Origin of the sequence: Bizionia paragorgiae (assembly GCF_900107625.1) — a bacterium.
Lineage (GTDB): Bacteria > Bacteroidota > Bacteroidia > Flavobacteriales > Flavobacteriaceae > Bizionia > Bizionia paragorgiae.
The window spans coordinates 1-17,285 of sequence record NZ_FNQK01000007.1; the positions used below are offsets into that span (position 1 = coordinate 1).

General features: G+C 35.8%; 23 protein-coding genes. 20 read left to right on the plus strand and 3 right to left on the minus strand.

Annotated elements, in window-relative coordinates:
* Positions 1-20 precede the first annotated feature (20 nt).
* The 3 genes from BLV64_RS06140 to BLV64_RS06150 all read right to left on the minus strand — a co-directional run bounded on the left by BLV64_RS06140 (position 21) and on the right by BLV64_RS06150 (position 3,135).
* The gene (locus tag BLV64_RS06140) at positions 21-1,592 is read right to left on the minus strand and encodes an IS1182 family transposase (protein WP_245705875.1); all 1,572 of its coding nucleotides are present in this window, start codon (positions 1,590-1,592) and stop codon (positions 21-23) included.
* A 230-nt stretch (positions 1,593-1,822) separates the two neighbouring features.
* A complete protein-coding gene (locus tag BLV64_RS06145; protein ID WP_092133325.1) occupies positions 1,823-2,383 on the minus strand; it encodes a hypothetical protein in 561 nt (186 codons plus the stop codon).
* A gap of 176 nt (positions 2,384-2,559) precedes the next feature.
* Positions 2,560-3,135 (minus strand): hypothetical protein, encoded by a 576-nt coding sequence (locus BLV64_RS06150; RefSeq protein WP_092133326.1) that lies wholly within the window; start codon positions 3,133-3,135, stop codon positions 2,560-2,562.
* A gap of 227 nt (positions 3,136-3,362) precedes the next feature.
* Here BLV64_RS06150 and BLV64_RS06155 point away from each other — a divergent pair, with 227 nt between their 5' ends.
* The 20 genes from BLV64_RS06155 to BLV64_RS06250 all read left to right on the plus strand — a co-directional run bounded on the left by BLV64_RS06155 (position 3,363) and on the right by BLV64_RS06250 (position 17,247).
* On the plus strand, positions 3,363-5,021 hold the full coding sequence (locus BLV64_RS06155; protein WP_092133327.1) for a hypothetical protein: 1,659 nt from the start codon (positions 3,363-3,365) through the stop codon (positions 5,019-5,021).
* A 1-nt stretch (position 5,022) separates the two neighbouring features.
* Positions 5,023-5,880: a hypothetical protein gene (locus BLV64_RS06160; RefSeq protein ID WP_092133328.1), complete on the plus strand. Its 858-nt coding sequence runs from the start codon at positions 5,023-5,025 to the stop codon at positions 5,878-5,880.
* A 6-nt stretch (positions 5,881-5,886) separates the two neighbouring features.
* Positions 5,887-6,375, plus strand: coding sequence for a hypothetical protein (locus BLV64_RS06165; RefSeq protein WP_092133329.1), 489 nt, complete (start codon positions 5,887-5,889; stop codon positions 6,373-6,375).
* Between the two features lie 58 nt (positions 6,376-6,433).
* A complete protein-coding gene (locus tag BLV64_RS06170) occupies positions 6,434-7,054 on the plus strand; it encodes a hypothetical protein (RefSeq protein ID WP_092133330.1) in 621 nt (206 codons plus the stop codon).
* A gap of 77 nt (positions 7,055-7,131) precedes the next feature.
* Complete coding sequence (locus BLV64_RS06175) at positions 7,132-7,494, plus strand: hypothetical protein (RefSeq protein ID WP_092133331.1); 363 nt, start codon at positions 7,132-7,134, stop codon at positions 7,492-7,494.
* 23 nt (positions 7,495-7,517) lie between these two features.
* Entirely contained in the window at positions 7,518-7,802 is a 285-nt protein-coding gene (locus BLV64_RS06180) for a hypothetical protein (protein WP_092133332.1), read from the plus strand.
* A gap of 14 nt (positions 7,803-7,816) precedes the next feature.
* Complete coding sequence (locus tag BLV64_RS06185; RefSeq protein ID WP_092133333.1) at positions 7,817-8,716, plus strand: hypothetical protein; 900 nt, start codon at positions 7,817-7,819, stop codon at positions 8,714-8,716.
* A 1-nt stretch (position 8,717) separates the two neighbouring features.
* Positions 8,718-8,918, plus strand: coding sequence for a hypothetical protein (locus BLV64_RS06190; protein ID WP_092133334.1), 201 nt, complete (start codon positions 8,718-8,720; stop codon positions 8,916-8,918).
* A gap of 1 nt (position 8,919) precedes the next feature.
* Complete coding sequence (locus tag BLV64_RS06195) at positions 8,920-9,489, plus strand: hypothetical protein (protein ID WP_092133335.1); 570 nt, start codon at positions 8,920-8,922, stop codon at positions 9,487-9,489.
* A 10-nt stretch (positions 9,490-9,499) separates the two neighbouring features.
* Complete coding sequence (locus BLV64_RS06200) at positions 9,500-9,901, plus strand: carboxypeptidase regulatory-like domain-containing protein (RefSeq protein ID WP_143034137.1); 402 nt, start codon at positions 9,500-9,502, stop codon at positions 9,899-9,901.
* A gap of 3 nt (positions 9,902-9,904) precedes the next feature.
* The gene (locus BLV64_RS06205) at positions 9,905-10,738 is read left to right on the plus strand and encodes a hypothetical protein (protein WP_092133337.1); all 834 of its coding nucleotides are present in this window, start codon (positions 9,905-9,907) and stop codon (positions 10,736-10,738) included.
* 30 nt (positions 10,739-10,768) lie between these two features.
* Positions 10,769-11,893, plus strand: coding sequence for a hypothetical protein (locus BLV64_RS06210; RefSeq protein ID WP_092133338.1), 1,125 nt, complete (start codon positions 10,769-10,771; stop codon positions 11,891-11,893).
* Between the two features lie 11 nt (positions 11,894-11,904).
* Complete coding sequence (locus BLV64_RS06215; RefSeq protein WP_092133339.1) at positions 11,905-12,171, plus strand: hypothetical protein; 267 nt, start codon at positions 11,905-11,907, stop codon at positions 12,169-12,171.
* A 3-nt stretch (positions 12,172-12,174) separates the two neighbouring features.
* Positions 12,175-12,399: a hypothetical protein gene (locus BLV64_RS06220; protein ID WP_092133340.1), complete on the plus strand. Its 225-nt coding sequence runs from the start codon at positions 12,175-12,177 to the stop codon at positions 12,397-12,399.
* Positions 12,399-12,695 (plus strand): hypothetical protein, encoded by a 297-nt coding sequence (locus BLV64_RS06225; RefSeq protein ID WP_092133341.1) that lies wholly within the window; start codon positions 12,399-12,401, stop codon positions 12,693-12,695. Before BLV64_RS06220 ends, BLV64_RS06225 begins: the two co-directional genes overlap by 1 nt.
* Positions 12,696-12,697: 2 nt before the next feature.
* Positions 12,698-13,189, plus strand: coding sequence for a hypothetical protein (locus BLV64_RS06230; protein ID WP_092133342.1), 492 nt, complete (start codon positions 12,698-12,700; stop codon positions 13,187-13,189).
* 14 nt (positions 13,190-13,203) lie between these two features.
* On the plus strand, positions 13,204-13,812 hold the full coding sequence (locus BLV64_RS06235; RefSeq protein WP_092133343.1) for a glycoside hydrolase family 19 protein: 609 nt from the start codon (positions 13,204-13,206) through the stop codon (positions 13,810-13,812).
* Between the two features lie 3 nt (positions 13,813-13,815).
* Positions 13,816-14,283 (plus strand): hypothetical protein, encoded by a 468-nt coding sequence (locus BLV64_RS06240; protein ID WP_092133344.1) that lies wholly within the window; start codon positions 13,816-13,818, stop codon positions 14,281-14,283.
* A 5-nt stretch (positions 14,284-14,288) separates the two neighbouring features.
* Complete coding sequence (locus BLV64_RS06245) at positions 14,289-16,886, plus strand: ArdC family protein (RefSeq protein ID WP_092133345.1); 2,598 nt, start codon at positions 14,289-14,291, stop codon at positions 16,884-16,886.
* A 70-nt stretch (positions 16,887-16,956) separates the two neighbouring features.
* Positions 16,957-17,247 carry a hypothetical protein gene (locus BLV64_RS06250; RefSeq protein WP_092133346.1) on the plus strand — a complete coding sequence of 97 codons (291 nt, stop codon included), beginning with the start codon at positions 16,957-16,959 and terminating at the stop codon, positions 17,245-17,247.
* The last annotated feature ends 38 nt before the right edge of the window (positions 17,248-17,285 follow it).

Sequence of the window (17,285 nt, forward strand, 5' to 3'; positions counted from 1 at the left end):
AACGGCAGTCTGTCTCAAAACTACACTAATTTTCTTTTAAATTCAGTTGCAGGGTTAAGATTTCCGTATTTCATGAATTTTATAAAATTTCTCGGGAATGCGATTTTTAAAGCTTCCTGAGTGGATAATTGGGTTATAGCAAGCAATATAACCCCTAAAAACGAATTGAGCGCAGCGCAAACGGCCGTTATATCGAACTTTACACCGAGATTAAAGAGTCGTTTAAGGTTGTAGGCAAGGGTCATCAAGCCGGCATCTGCCGAAGCCACGGCTATCTTTCTTTTGGTAATTATGTAATCAAAGCCCCACTGGCGTTTTAAGGTGCCGTAAGGGTGTTCGACCAGCGCCTGACGTTGTTTATAGCGTTGTTTGTTCTGGGTCACTCGATGGGCATTAGCTTCTATATATGGGGCGTACTCACTGCGTTGAACAATTTTTCCGTTTTTTGCCTTGGTGCATAAACTGCGAACTGAACAACCTTTGCACGCCTTGGTTTTGTACTGTTTAAAAGTGTAGTTTCTTGTTTTATAGTGGCTTTGGTTACTGGTTAGTTTATGTCCTTCGGGGCAGGTGTAGGTATCGGTTTTTTGATTGTATATAAAATTCTCGGCATTGTACTTCGGATGCGGTGCCTGGCTAGCACGCCCAATGGCGGGTATGGCCACAAGCGTTTTAATGTCTAGCTGATGGGCCGTACAAAACTCGCTTCCGGTATGATAGCCTTTGTCGTAAAGGGCGGTAAACTTGTTGGTTCGTAAAATGGATTTGGCCCGGCGCAACATCATGCCCATGGCTTTCTTATCGTTTTGATTGGTTAGTTTGTAATCGATAAGTATTTTGTTTTGATCATCCACAGTAGTTTGAAGTGTGTAGCAAACCTCAGTGATCATTCCCCGTACAATTTGGTGTCTACTATCAGGATCTGATGTGGATAATTGCGGATTTTCCGAAGTTTTGTCCGCCTGGAGCTCCTGTTTGATACGGGTGTATTTCTTGTGGTGTTTTTTATGCTTGGCTATCTCTGTGCTGAGCGCTTCTGCCTTATCTCCGTCTGCTTGTTCTAATGCGAGGCTGTGTTCTTTGAGTTTATCCTCGATATAGGCCAGATGCCGTTCAATTTTCTTTTTGTTGTAATTGTTTTTCTTGCTGTTTTGTGCCCGAAGTTTTGTAGAATCTCCAGCAATTAACAATCCTCCAATAAGGTTAAAGTTTTTGGCAATCTCAACGCTGTAACGAAAAACACGTTTGATGGCCTTAGGGTTTTCTTTTCTAAATCTCGCAATGGTATTGTGATCTGGTTTTAAATTTTTCAAAAGCCAAATTACTTCTAAATTACGATGACATTCTTTTTCTAATTGTCTAGAGGAACGCATACGGTTCATATAGCCATAGATATACAATTTCAATAAATCTGCAGGGTTATACGGTGGTCTTCCTTGAGAGGGTAAAGGCTCAAACCCCATCTCCTGTAGGTCGATGCTTTCTACAAACTGATCGATAAAGCGTACCGAGTTGTCTTGCGGGACCATGTCGTCCAAACAGCTAGCATATAAAGCGAGTTGTTGACGGTTTTCTCCTTGTTGATATTCCATACCTTAAGATACAAATAACCAAGGCAGCATCTAAAGAGAGTGCAATGAGTTTTCAACAAACTTATTAAGTTTTGAGACAGTCTGACGGTCTCGTATAACCGTCAGTTACGGGTTAATAAGCGTTAATTTTCGGTTTAGAACTGACGTTAGCAATTCCGAGTGGATTCGGACGTAGTCGAACCCACCGTAATTGCGGTTACACATTGTTGGCGCCAGTTTTTTATTCATTTTTACATTAGTCCGCCATAAATGTTCGGATTGGTCAAAATATTGGTAATGATGTTAGTCAAAACATCTCCACCCATTTTTTTCAGTCGTTCTTTTATTTTGAAAGTTGTTTTTTCAGGTTCACGCTCATAGTTTTTTAGAATCTCTTTCAGCTCTTTGTATTCTTTTCCAGATATCTCGTCTCTAACTGCTTCTGTAAATAGATTTAGAACTATCTGTTGAGTGTTATTAATCGTAATGTTTGTATTTCCAGAACTTTTTTCGCTTTCCTTTACAGGTTCTTCGGGCATTAGTTTAATCGCTCGTAAGATTCCCATCATTTTTTGATGATTGTCTGGACTTAACTTTTTTGTGTTTTCTTTGAAATCCTCTAAATCACTCGGAAAATATGTTTTAATAAATCTTTGAGATGAAGATTGCCAGTTTTGATATTCGACTTTTTCACTCGTTCTATACACAGAATAAGTTCTGATGGCTCCACTTCCAGGTGGAACATAACTAATGGTATTAGTCAATTTTTCTCCTTGTGTAATTAAGTCATCTAATAATTTATTTTTCTCCATTAATTTTCTCGGTATTCGTGATTTTCAAATTGGTGCCAACAGTCTTGTATATGACTCGTAGCGTGTAAATTATAAAATTATTTTAGGTTTAAGCACAAGCCAGATTTTTAAATTTTACTATTTACCTTTTTTATTGGAAAGCTATGAGCTATATACGTTGCAAAGTGTTTTTACGCTCAAAATGGTGTTGGATAATCTTTATCTACATTCAACAATTCATTTATTTTACCGTCCGAACGAACACTCAAAATAATTTTATTCTTGTCATTTACAATCATTGTCAGAATGTAAATACTAAAAGGTTTGGCTGTAAAATCTGATTCATCTCGGTCAGGCAACATTACACTTAAATTATCGAGTTCAATTGAGGATTCTTCTATTATCTCGAAAGAAGTTAAGGTTGATTTATTTGCTAAATGCTGAATTGTATAAATTTTGGCTGCATCCAAATCCAAATACACATTATCCGATTTTTTAAATATCGATTTAATTCTTTTTCCAATATTAATCCAACCTTCTATTCCTTTATCAATTCTATCGCCTAAAAGAAAAACACCCGCAATAGTATTGATAAGCACTAATATCGCAATGCAATCAGCTCCTTTACCAATATTTATTTCCTCAATTTGAAAATCTTTATCGATTAGCTTTAGTTCTAATTTTACCGCATCCCAACTTACAGAATGAATATTACCAAGTTTATCATTCATCAATTGTTCAGACATTCCTTTCGGTAAAACTATGATTTTCATTTATTACGGATTTTTTTTCAACATTATACACCACTCGTTATATGAACTCTTTTGTTCCTATTACCAATATACAACATGGCAAAATAATAAAACAAACCACACTAAACTAATTTATTTAACAATACACCCCACTAAACACCTCTAAACCTCTTTAAACCAAAACTGTAAAAAAAACATTCTATTAATTGCAACCCAAGATTAATAGCAAAGTTCTTAAACAGGTTGGCATGAGAAAAAGTGAGTTAAACAATATAGCAAAACGAAAGGTTGTAAAAACGTCTCGTTTTGCTAAACTCATGAAAAAAGGGAGTTGTAAGGTAGATCGTAAAAGCGAAGGCGACACACAACATACTGTAAAAAGTATGGCCGACGCTGTAAAACACTACCAACACCAAACAAAAGAGTTAGCCAAAGCCTTACTTGGAAAAAGCTTACAGGAAACAGTAATTAATAACTACAAGTTTCTTTACTCACACTTTCAATACGAAGCAGATGGTTTTTTACAACAGTTAAGAAGCCCAGAATGTAGTTTTACAGACCGTTTTACCGGTATAGATTGTAAAAGCTATAGTTTATTTGCATCTACCCTTCTACTCAATCAGAATGTTCTGCATTACATACGCAGGATAAAGCAACCGCAATTTAATCCAGATCATTGGTCGCACGTTTATATAGTTGTGCCTAAAGATCAAGACAAAGGCAATTTAGAATTAGGCTATTATATAATAGATGGCACGTTGCATATAAATGAAGAAACCCCTTTCATAGAAAAACACGACACTAAAATGGGAACAAGTATGCCGCACGTTTGGCTTAATGGAGCAGCTCAAGCACCACAAAACTCTAATAAAACTATTTTAGAGTATCAATTTATTTTAAATACCCTTACCGAAAAAGGAGTACCCCCTTCTCTTGTCGAAAATTTTAGATCTAGCTTAAATAGCTATTTAAAACAAGGCATTTTACCAGAACTAGAAGTATTACCAAACGGTTTTCTTTTACAAGGCGAAGTAATCGACCTTACTAATAGTGGGTTAAACGGGTCTAGCGTCGAACCTTCTGGCGATTATAACGACGGTTCTAACGGTGGAGATTCAGGTGGGTTTCTAAGTGACATTAATTTTTCAGATATAGATTTTTCTTCATTAAGCAGTCTGTTTTCGAGCTTAGATTGTCTTGGCGGATCTGCATACACAAAAGAAGCTACCGAAAAAGACAAAAAAGATATTCTTGATATTTTTAGCTCTATCATAACTAGAATTAATGAAGCTGCTTCGCAAAAAAACTACATTAATTTATCTAAAGCAGTTTCGGATTTTAGAGGGTTTGCTGTATTAACAGATGAAACATTTAGCCATAAAAAGCGAGAAGGCTGGAATACCTGTACTACAAAAAACCTAGAAAACAATATAAAATTAGTTCAGAAATTTCGATTTGTAGGAGTAAAAGCATTAACAGCATGGCTAGACAAATATTACTCGCGCACCCAAACCACTAAACAGCATTTTAATAGTGATTCAATTAACTATATGTGGGGCGGTTATGTAAATCCGTCCATGAAAATTTATGTTTATAATCATAAATACACCCCAAAAGCAGCAGAACAAGAAATAACGCAGTTTGAGTATAACGACTATGTACTTAATTCAACTTCGGACAGTTTTAATCCAAATGCTTTTTTAACTACACTTGGAAACGTGATACTACCTATTATTAACAACAATACTTTACCTGGATCGAATGAAGAAGATGGTAACAGTACTCCAACAGTTCCAAACACACCAAACAAAACCCAAAAGGCAGGTTTTAATAGCAAAGTAGCAATCGGTGTTATTCTTTTAGGCGGCAGCGCATACCTATATAACAAATATAAAAACGGAAATTAATATGCAGTACAAAAGAAAAAATTACGAGACTGAATATCAAAAAACATTTTTCGGGTCAATATTTAGCGGAATAGGTAAGTTTTTAAAAAAACACTCTGGGGCAATAATTGGAGGGTTAATTGGAGGGCCTATCGGACTTCTAGTGGGTTCCGGTATTCAAGCTTATTTAGATAATCTTTGGAACAAAAACACTATTCAAAACACGCCAAACGATAGTTTTCCCTTAACTCCTCAAGAAACAACATTGTTAGACGGGTTTATCTCTAGAGAACTATCCCCTACACTAGTTTCAATTGCAAATAACATAGATAGCTCTATTATAGCAATTGCATCAAAACAAGTATATGGAAATGATATAATCGTTAATAAAATTAACGCGGGATTAAAAAAGATTTCAGCTATAAAGGCTTATGCTGTTTTAATAGAAAACACAGGCGAACCCAATAGATCTAAAAACTATACAGCCAACAAGGTAGCGTTAATAAACTATTATTTTGACGCGCTAGAAAAGGCAGTCATAAAATATGCGCAAGAAAACATAAGAAGCACACATAAAATGGTGCTTAGTGCGGAGAAAGTTTCTGAATTTAAAAAAATCGAAAGCTTTAACCTTCATTGGGGAAACCAGCAGGTCGATGCTAACATCAAAAAATACCTACCGGAAAGTGCTTCAATAACTATAGACCAGTCTCCCACTGTAGTACTAAACCCTGAAATTATCAGTACAGATCCCGTTTTAGATCCTGTAAGCAACGACACGGCTAACACTATAGAAGCCACACCTAAAAAATACGGCTTATTAAAAAAAGCTGCAATAGGTACCGGTATCGCATTAGTAATTAAACAATTAATTAAATAAACCAGTATGAACAAACAAACCAAAGACAGTATTATTTCCAATACTGTATTCGTAGCAAGCGCAGTTGGAGGAGCAAAACTTTCTGACGGTCTTGTGGGTCTTCTCCCTATAAATAGCGGAGACACGACCACTAAAAGAATTGCGCAAGGTGCACTAATCCTTATAGGAATAGGTGGGTCAGTAATGATTAAAGGTAAATCTATGTTTGCAACAGCAAGTAGAGCAGCTTCTTTAGGTAACGCCCTAATTCAAGCAAACAACCTTGTTAATGATGTAGTTGCCGATAGTGGAGCTGTTAAACCAGCAACACCAGAATCAACCCCAGCAGAAAAAGCAATGAGTAACGCATTCGGTCTTGGCTGTGGATGCCAAGAGGAAGCAGTCTCTTACCCATTATTGCAAATGCCATCTTTAAACTTCGCAATGCGCCCAAGCGTAGAGCGTAACTATGGTATTCGAGAGGGGCAGGCTATTTCTGCAAGCTTATTTAATTAAGCAATAATCAAGAATACAGAATAAACAAACATTAAAAAAACTAAATACCCATAAAAAGATGGAAAGAGTAGATTTATTACAAAATAAAGTAAGTGGTGCATTCGCAAAAGAAGCAGCAACTAGCACAGCAATACAAGCGTGCGCAAGACCAGGGAGTAACGGACAGGCGTACAAAAATGCAGACCGTGTTTTATTCATTACAGGAGAAATCACATCAGCAGGATCAAAAGAGTATTTTAACGAAATCGTAAAAAAGGAATTAGGAATTACTAATTTCGATAGAGACAAATTAAACGTTGGTCGTAACGCCGCAGTTACACACGTTTCTTTTCTTTATGACACTGTACCAGCAGCCGGAAACACAGAGGACTGGAAAGAAATCGTTAAAACACTAGCGTTCGATAAAGCAGCTCCGGGTGCTTTATTAAACGCAGAAACGCGTTTTGAAGACGACGTTAAGCCATTAATCGAATTACCTGTATTCGAAATGCACAACACAGAAACAACGCAAACAAACGATCAAAAGTTTAGAGCGTTAGGAGATTTGAGAATTTTAGAAGCTGAAAAATCTTTTCAATTCCATATTAACGTGCCTTCAGGTAAAACAGGCTTAGACGTAGCAACAAACCGTCACTTCTTTAAGTTGGTAATGCGTGTTGGCGAAACCGTACCAAGATAAGCCCCCAAAACCAAAAATTAACAACCAAAAACGCCAAGCCATAACATTGGTTTGGCGTTTTTTAATTTAAAACAGAAATGAAAACAAATTATCATATAGTAGATTTTATTCTAGCAACTGGAACTAACGGCGATACAATTGATACCGATAGATTCCCAGGCGGTAAAATACTTGCAGCTTCAGTTTGTGTTCCTGGAGGTTTACCAAGCCAAATTGTAAATCTTACAATGTCAGATTCTGGACGTAAACTGTTTCAAGGATCAAACCTAAAAGATTGGGAACAGCGCCAAGGCGGAGACTATATCTCTAGTATGAAGCCAATAGGTGCCGACGGCGGAAAAAACTATGTTTTAGACTTTTCAAGCCGTAAACCATTAACATCAGACGTAGAAGGACAAGTTGTTTTTGTAATCGAGCAACCACAGGGCACAGCTTGCTAGTAAACTTAAAATAAATCAACAAAATGGCACAAAAAAGAACACATTTAGAAATGGTTAAGCACGTTAATCACACCGTTAAGGCAGTTAACTTATTACACCTAACTATTGTTAATCAAGGAACAAAAGAATTTACCGTTAATTCTAGAGCAGTTGTAAGGCCTGGCGGATTTTACAATGTTCCTGCCATTTTAGATTTAACTATGGTTGAAGGTAAAGAATACCAAATTGAAATGTCCGGCACTACAGCGGAGGAAAACAACGCTTATATAGCTTACTCTTCTCTGGTAGATGAAAATACAAATTGCTAAACCCCTTTAATGTTATGAGAGAATACGAACAATTAAAATCACACCTAAGCAAAAACGAACGCAACTTCGTAGATGTTTTAGATTACGATACGCAACAATACATAGATAAAGGTCTATATAAATCTGTTTTAGAAAAAAAACACAATGGCCTAGAAAATTATTTAACAAAATTAGTCAGTTCCGGAGAGCGCAATTTACAGTTTTATCAGCGTAGAAGTAATGGTTCGGGGTCTCAATTAGCGGGTCCAGTATTACAAATGACATTAAAGCCACAGCAACCAGAAGAACCAATACAGCAACCTATGTACAACCAATCGCAACCACAGGCATTACACGGCGCACAGCAAGGCTTACCAACAAATACGAGCGCAGCCGAAATGTTTTTGCGTGAAAAATTAGTTGACGTAAGAGAACGCTATACCGAGAAAATCAAGGATTTAAACGAGCGTATCGAAGAATTAAAAACCGATCTAGACGAGTATAAATCTACTTGTAAAAGTTTTCGTAATAAAAACGACGACTTACAAAGTCAAGTAAACCTTTTCGAGCGCGAAAAAGCAATGCTTACACGTCAATTTGAATTTGAGAAGCAAGTAGCTCTTAAAGAAGCTGAAAGCAATCAAAAAGGAATATTAGACAGCGAAACCGGGCAATTGCTATTAACTGAAGGCTTAGGCTTTGTTTCTCAATTAGCAATGAAACAACAGGCTACAACACCAGGACTTAACGCCCCACAACAACCGCAAGCATCGTCGCAAATAAAACTAGCTTTATTAGGAGTAGTTAATCAAGAAGCATTTAACGACGGTCTTTGCGAAACCGTTTTAAATACCATTGCAGGACTTACCCAAAATGAAGAGTTTAAAACAGATCTAGACAAACTATTACAACAATACGAACTAAAACCCCAATAAAATGGCAATTAGAAATTACCCAGGCGGAACCGTATCCATAAAAGGTGCAGATGTAGTAGACGCTATGAAACGCCAAACTATTATTAATGCTATAGAAACTAAACTAGACACAGAAGAGCTAGAGAAGTTAAGCCAAATGATAACAGATAAAGGCCGTAGAACATTAAAAACAAAATGGTCTTTAATTAAAAAATTCTTATAAAATGAAAGTACCCCCTTCAATCGATGCAACTAAAGAAAAAGTTGTGAAGTCTGTAAAAAGTGCTGCTAAGAAAACGCAAAACACAATCACAGAAAACCCAATCCAAACCGTAAAAGTTGTAGGTGTCATTGTTGGGGCTTACTTCATTTATAAACTCGTCAAAACTATTAATAAAAGAATTGATGAAACTAAAATAGACAATGAGGTGGATGGCACAGGTGGAAACACCAATACCGCCACCATTAGCAATCAATTAGCAACCAATTACGCTCAACAATTGTTAGATGCTTTCAATGCTAAAGAACCTTTTTACGGCACAGATGAAGAAATGATAAAATCTGTTTTTAATAAACTTAAAAACGGAGCAGACTTTTTAAAAGTGTATTACGCCTTTGGAAATAAAGACTATAACGGCCACAATTCTCCCCCAGAAGGTTTTTGGCAGTATTTAGACAGTTACGAAAAAAGAAACTTGATCTATTGGTTAAAATCAGAAGTAGATCCTAAAAAAGATGCCGAGTTATACACTATAATTAAAAACCGAATAGAAAGCGCAGGCTTTGCCTTTTAAAAATAAAAAAATGACAAACAAACAACCAAAACTAATAACTACAGATTTACCATTTGTAACAGCTTCTGGAATAGTAAGAGATATTAACGGCAACCCGTTAGAAGGCGTAAATATCTACTTACAGAAGGATCCAATGAAAGGAACAACAACCAACGCGCATGGCGAATTTGTTTTTCCTGCCGTTTTAGGCGTTTTAGACGTTGTTTTTTCTTATCAAGGTAATGAAGTGATTAAACGCGCTAGTGAGCTACAAAACCAACCGGTAACAATTAATGTGTTAAACACTTTACCAGAAGCAAATGTAAACGGAAAATCCAAACGCAAACTTTGGCCTTATTTATTAGGCGTAGCAGTTCTAGGCTTAGCAATAACATATACATCAACAGAGCAACCGAAACACGTAACATTATAACACATGGGTATTTTAGGAGTATTTAACCCTGTACAATCAGCAGGACAAAATGATGGAGGATCATCCGATAATAAGTTTAAGTTTATAAATTTTGGGGTTGCTGAATTTAACACGGTAACGAACGAACCCGATTTCGCGGGAGCCATAAACAACCTAGTTAGCCCAGTAAATAGCGATTCTTTAATAGTAACAGAAAATGAAATAGCTGTTTTTTTTGGCGTTTATTTTCCATCTCTAGGAGTTTCTATTCAAAAAACTCCTCAAAAAGTTTATTTAGCGGTAAACGGAAAAGGTAAAGGTATTTATGGAGCCAATGGAAACATAAGTGTAATTAATAGCGAATTACACTTTTTAGAGCGCGAAGAAATACAAAGTGCTGGTGGCGACGATTTCATAAGCATAATAGAAAACGACCCGAACTCTCATGTAGAAAATTTAGGAGAAATAGGCACGGAAAACATTATAGATTACCTAAATACAAACCTAACGTTTGTAATAGATTCTCAAACATGGTATTTCGATTTAACAAGAAACGGAAAACGCTTGATTTATATTTTTACAGGCGAACCGGGAACTTACGGAAATGGATCTACACCATTTACAACCGACAACACTTATTTAATGTTTACCGAAGCCTTACCTACACAAGGTAAAATAGAAATCCAAGGCATACTTTTCGATTACAGGCCGTCGCCTTCAAACGATGGTGGCTACCCTATGTTAGGAGATAAGGCATTAAACAATTGGATTAATCCAACGCAGTTTGCCGCTAGGATGACTTTAATACACCCTTTCTACACTTTATTAACAAGCTGGAGAAAAGACGTAATAGATTAACAAATAATATAACCCCAAAAACAAACTACAATGAAAAAAGCATTACAATTTTTAATTATCATATTAACCCTTTTTAGTGTATCGGTTAATTATTCACAAGTACCAGCAAACCCAACCACTTTTAGCAATGGCGTCATTAGTTTATCAACCATAGGAGATATAGATCAAGGAGATAGCGGTATCCTAACCACTAAGGAATGGGTTACAAACCTGTTTAATTCGTCTAGCGCGACAGAACCTTCAGGGCTAGAAGCTTTAAACGAAACCGGATTTGGTATAGGTTGGCGATTAATTGGAAAAAACCCGGCTAGTTATGGCGACGTAGGAGTATATTCTGTCGATTTAAGCCAGTCTAGTGGTTCGTCATCATCAAGGGGAGCTACAGGGAGATCTTCTTTTGCAGTAGGGGAAAAAGTTACTGCATCCGGAGATTATAGCGTTGCCATGAACTCTAGTAGTGTTGCTTTAGGTGATTATTCATTTTCAGCTGTCGGAGGGAGGGCAGAAGGACTAAGATCTGTTTCAATGGGAGGTTTTGCCATAGGTGAAAATTCCTTTTCGTCGGGAACATCAGCCGCAAATGCCCTGTTTTCAATTGCATTAGGTCGACAAAATAATTCTTCAGGCATTAGTAGTTTTTCAGCAAACGAAGGGTCAACAGCCACAGGAGAGAACTCTTTCGCAGTAAACAGAAATACGAAAGCCATAGGTTTAAGTTCTTTTTCCGCAAATAATAGAACAAAAGCAACAGGAGATCTCTCCACTGCATTTGGTAACGGTTCAGAAACTACTTCTATAAGTGAATTTGCTATTGGATCGTACAATACTTTATATACTTCCGTAGGAGGTGCTAATACTTTTGAATTAAATGATAGGTTATTTACAATAGGTAATGGAACGGGCAGTACTGCAAGAAGTGATGCTTTTACTGTTTTAAAGAATGGAAATGTAGGTATTTCAATTAACAATTTTGAAGCAAATAATACTGGAGAAACTTTACAAGTAAGCGGAGCAATCAAAACGAATGTTTTAAGAATTACTGATCTACCAATTTTCGATACCTCGGCAGAAGCTGAAGCATCTGGACTTCCGCCAGGAGTAGTTTATAGAACAGGTGCGGGAGAATTACGCGTTATACTAGATCCCGTACAATAAACCAATGAGATATGAAAAAAATACAAGAAATTAGAAATGTAATAGCTAAAACAATACTTTGGCTTCTAGGCATTATTATTATTACTTCGGTTTTTTGGGGGTTTATCTTACAAGGTTTTAATCTTAATACGTCGCCGGCAAAAGACCTTACACGAACACACTACGAGTTAATTTCAATCTCATTCATTTTTATGTTGGGCGCCATTTTCTATAATAGAATATTAGATTCATTGGTTAGTATTTTGGAATTTTTATCAAAAAAATTAACCTCAAAATAACTCATGGCTTTCAGAATCGTAGACGCGTTATCCGTTTCATTCTTATTAGCGAGTAGTGGAAATATATTAGCCGGTATTGGATCGGCTTGCATTATACTCTACTACTTATCTATGTTAAAGATTAACGTAATAAACAAAGAGTACCAAGGTCGATGGAAAAATTATTTCACATCCTTTATTCGTCCTTTAAAAAAAGAGGTCAACACGAGAAACAATAAAAAAACATAATGAAATTAGAAAATATTTTTTTACCCGTATTAATGTTAGCTGCTACAGCTCTACTCATAAAATCGCTATGGCCTAAAGGTCTAACAGTAGAAAAACAACGCCAAAGCTTAATTAATAGATTTAGCGAGTTTGAATCCGTTTTTAAAAAAATGAGTAACCCCGAGATTGTTTTTTCTTACGGATGGATTGCGATAAAAGAGCACAAAAATAAAAACGTAATAAACGCTTTTTTATCCAGAGACAACAACAGAAATACATTAACCAGCATACAAGAAAAATACAAAATTTTCACGTAACCATGAGCAACCCAAAATACATAAAACTATTAAAAATTATTTTTCTAATAATTGTTCTCCTGTTATTCTGTTTAGCCTGTAAAACCCCTAAATCTACTATAGAAAAATCAATAACAAGAACAGACAGCACAGTTACCAAGGTTAGCTATGTAAAAAAAACAGACACCATTATAATCCCGTCAGACAGTTTAAAATTTAGTGTTCCCTTACCACGAATTAGCGAGATCCCTATTTATGTAAAATCCAAAACAGGTCATATAACCGGAAGCGTAAAAAAAATAGATCAGAATATCGAGGTAGAATGTTATGTAGAAGAGTTAATTAAAATTATCGAAAGCCAAAACGAAATTATCGAGACCCTAACAAAACAAACAACAGACAGCCAGAATACAATAACAAATATAGAATACAAAACGCATTGGTTTTATAAACTTTTAAGCATTATAGGTGGTGTAGCCTTATTGTTTTTCGGGTTTAAAATCGCATTTAAATAAAAAGAAAACTGAAAATGAATAAAAACACAAAAATAGGCTTAGGCGTTTTATCGGGCTTACTCCTTTTCAGTCTAAAAAAATCAACTTCAAGCACTTACAAAATGGCACTAAACGCAACTGTAGCAGCATTCGGAAAATTAGATTCCGTACAAATAAAATCTTTAAAAGGTATTATTAACGCATTCGACAAGTACGGCGATGGAGACGGCAGCAAACTGGCTTATATAATAGCAACCGCATGGCACGAAAGTAGATTAAGACCAATTAAAGAGTGGCGTGCAAGTTTAGGCACTCCCCTTCGCGCTATTCAAGACAAATATTGGCACACAGGATTTTACGGCCGTGGATTTGTACAGCTTACCTGGCAAAACAATTACCGTAAAATGAGTGAGTTTTTAGGTGTAGACCTTGTAAATAATCCAGATCTGGCATTAAAACCCGAATACGCAACAAAAATACTAGTTTACGGCATGGTAAACGGCAGTTTTACCGGTAAGAAACTAAGCGATTACATTTCGCCTTCTTACAGCGATTTTTATAACGCTAGGCGCATTGTAAATGGTTTAGATAAAGCACAATTAATTAACGACTACGCAATAAAAGTAGTCTCTTACAACGCATAACAAATGGCATCATTAATAAGTAAAATAGCATTGGGTGTAGTTGTAAGTTTAACAACCGCATACATTTTAGGTCGTAAAAAATTAAACGACGTACAAGAAATAGCAGACAAACTAGCCTTTCAAGTAAGCAAGATTAGATCTATTAAATTTAATAAAGGACATATAAAAGTTGTATTAGATATGGCCTTAATAAATAATAGCAACAAAGATTTTAGTATAAACTCTTCAAATCTTATCAACCTAAAAAAGATTGTTGTTTATGCTAAAAACGGTTATCAATTAGCCGAAGCAGAAAAAAATATAAGCAACATTTCTCTAGCAGCAAACAGCCATATCTTAATAGAAAATGTAGAGCTATTTATAAACACCTCTAAAATAGGTAATCTACTCGGCACCTTGATAAATTTAAAACCAAAAGACCTCGTAACAAAAGCACACTTAGAAGTATTCGGAAAACCCTATATCGTATAAAAACTATGACTAATCTAATCAAACAATACAACGCCCTAGACGGCCAAAACGTAACCCGTAAAGAACTAAGCAAGCTTTGCGACAAACTATTTAACGCCATAGGAGAAAGCGCTGAACATGAAGCCCTATTTAGCGAACCCCACACCAAACTATCTAAATTATTAAACAAGTTTAGCGATGTTAATGTATTCGCTATTACCCTATCTAAAAAAATTAGCGAAAACGGCTTAAATGGATCCTGGCATACCGGCATCAAAAAAGAAGCTCTAGACAATTGCAACCGCCTTAAAAAAGGCTACAAGTACGACAAAGGCGGAAAAATAGTAAAGGTTTCTAAAACGAAGGCAAAGCCAAAAACTAAAAAGAAGACTGTAAAAGTTGTAAAACGAGAAGAAACTCCAGAAGCTTTAGGCATTCCGTTTTTATCAAAACAGCAAGCTAAAGAGTTTGGAACTGATGAAACCGTAGGACTAGGTAAAGCATTTGGTAATAACGATGTTTACCAGATGGTAACAGATCGTATTTTAGATGCTATCGAAGGTTATGGCGATTTAACTTGGTATAGCGGTAGAAATAGCAAAAAAGGCAAAGACCATTTTGTAAATGTTGCCCGCCCTATTAACTATAACCTAAACAAATACTACAGAGGTATAAACGCATTTTTATTATCTCATTACCCAACTTTAAAGGAAATTAAAGTTATCAAGGGCCGTAAGACTAAGCTAATAGAATTAACACCTATTATAGACGAGCGTTTGTTCTGGATGACTTTTAAGCAAATTGAAGCGGCAAAAGGAAAAGTAAAAAAAGGTGCTATCAGTATGGAAGCTGTATATTATAATTTCAGCTACAAACTAGACGGTAAAAACATTAGTGAAGAAAAATATAAAAAGCTTTATAAAGAGTTTGGATGCAGTCCGAGTAAATTGGATTCAGATAATTGCAAGCGTTTAGAGAAGAATATGTTTTTAAGATATTACCGCGTATTTAACGAGCGCGATATTGAAAATATAGACTTCGAAGCCAGACGAAAAAAGAAAGCAGATAAAGCAAAGAAGTTTGTTACTGTAGTAGAAAAAATAGATGCAGCAGAAGCCGTAATTAAGAATATGCCGAATGCTCCAAAAATTATAGAGCAACACCTTGGCAAAAGCGATTCTCCACATTACGACATAATGGGAGACAAAGTTGTTATGCCATTAAAAATGCAATACGACGATGTTTCTATTTGGTATGGTACGGCTTTTCACGAATTAGTACACTCTACAGGAGCAGAAAAAAGATTAAGCCGTGAAGGTGTTACAGATTTTGACAGATTTGGATCGCCACAATACGCACTCGAAGAATTAATTGCAGAATTAGGGTCAGCCTACCTAAATGCGGAGAGTGGTATTTTTCTATCAACATTAAAAAAGAATGCAGCTTATATTAAAGGCTGGAAAAAGGCCGTGGTAAAATTATTACAAGAAGATAATAAAGCCATTTTTAAAGCAGCAGGACAAGCACAAAAAGCCGCAGATTATATTTTAGATCGTGACGAAAAGGGAACCCCTAAATTTTATAAAGATTTAGATAAAAAAATAAAGCAAAAAGGCGGAAAACCTAAAAAGAAATCTAAAAAAGAAGATAAGCAACTGGCTTTATTTGCAGCAGCTCAAAAAAAAAAGGGCTTAGGGTTCGCAGTACAACCACTTCAGCATAAAAATTATGTTTTGATTAGTCAAGATAAGCAGCAGAGGGCGCAACACGAGTTTGAAAAGGGGTTTTCTAACGTTGTGCCTTCCGATGCTATCTCTAAAGACAAAGAAAATACACAGCAACCAGAGCGCATAGAAAATGTTGCACAAGCTATTAAAGCAGTAAAAAAAGCAATTAACCCAGAGCCTAAAGCAGCACCAAAAGCGAGTAGCATAGTATCTACAGAGGATTTAATGAATATGCAATTCGATACTTTAGACTTTACCGGTAAATGGTCTCGATTTTTAGAGAACCCAGCGCGTAATATGAAAATTGCCATTTGGGGAAAACCAAAAAACGGTAAAACCGTAGGCGCGTGCCAATTGGCAAACTACCTTACAAATTTTGGTAAAGTACTTTATAATTTTGCGGACCAGGGGATTAATGCAAGTACCCAAAAAATATGGAAACTAACAGGATTAAGCAATAACGATCAAGCCGATTTATCTCAAGCCCGAAGCCTTAAAGAATTAGAAAATATTTGTAAAACAGGAGAATACTCGTTTATTTTTATAGATATGATTAACACCTATATCTATCGCACAGGTTTAAAACCGCACGAGTTCGAAGATCGTTTTATAAAAGCATTTCCAGATATTAGCTTTATTTTAATTTTCGAGGTAACCAAAAGCGGAAACTTTAAAGGCGATCAAGCTTGGACCCATTTACCTGACGCGCTAGTAACTGTAGAAAATTACGTAATGAACGCATCCGGACGTTACGGCGTAGGACATCATATAATATGGCCCGAAGAAGTTAAGAAAACAAACCCTAGTTTATACGACGAACTTACAGAGGGAGAAGAACCGGAACAGGTGCAGCAACCAGAACCAGCTCCAAAAGGATTTGTAATAGAATCGTTCTAACATTAATTTCATTTAAACAAAACCACTCTAATAGGGTGGTTTTTTTATATTGCACCAAAATTATAATTCAATGAAAACAAAATTTGTAATAGACTTACACGAGCAATCTTTTAACTCTAGATATGATGACATTGATCTAACTGGAGAAGACTTACTTAATATCATATTTACCAAGGCATATTTACCCCATGGTTTTATCAGAGACACAGAAAACACAAATTACTGTTATAAAATATTCGATAAGGAAATCAACATTACAGATAAAAAAATCATAATTATTATTGCCGAAACTGAATTTACAATTGAAGCAAAATTTCAAGATATTGAAAATGATATGTTAATTTACCACTTAGACGAATAATCGACTATAACAGTTTTTAAATAGTATTGGAACTAGAG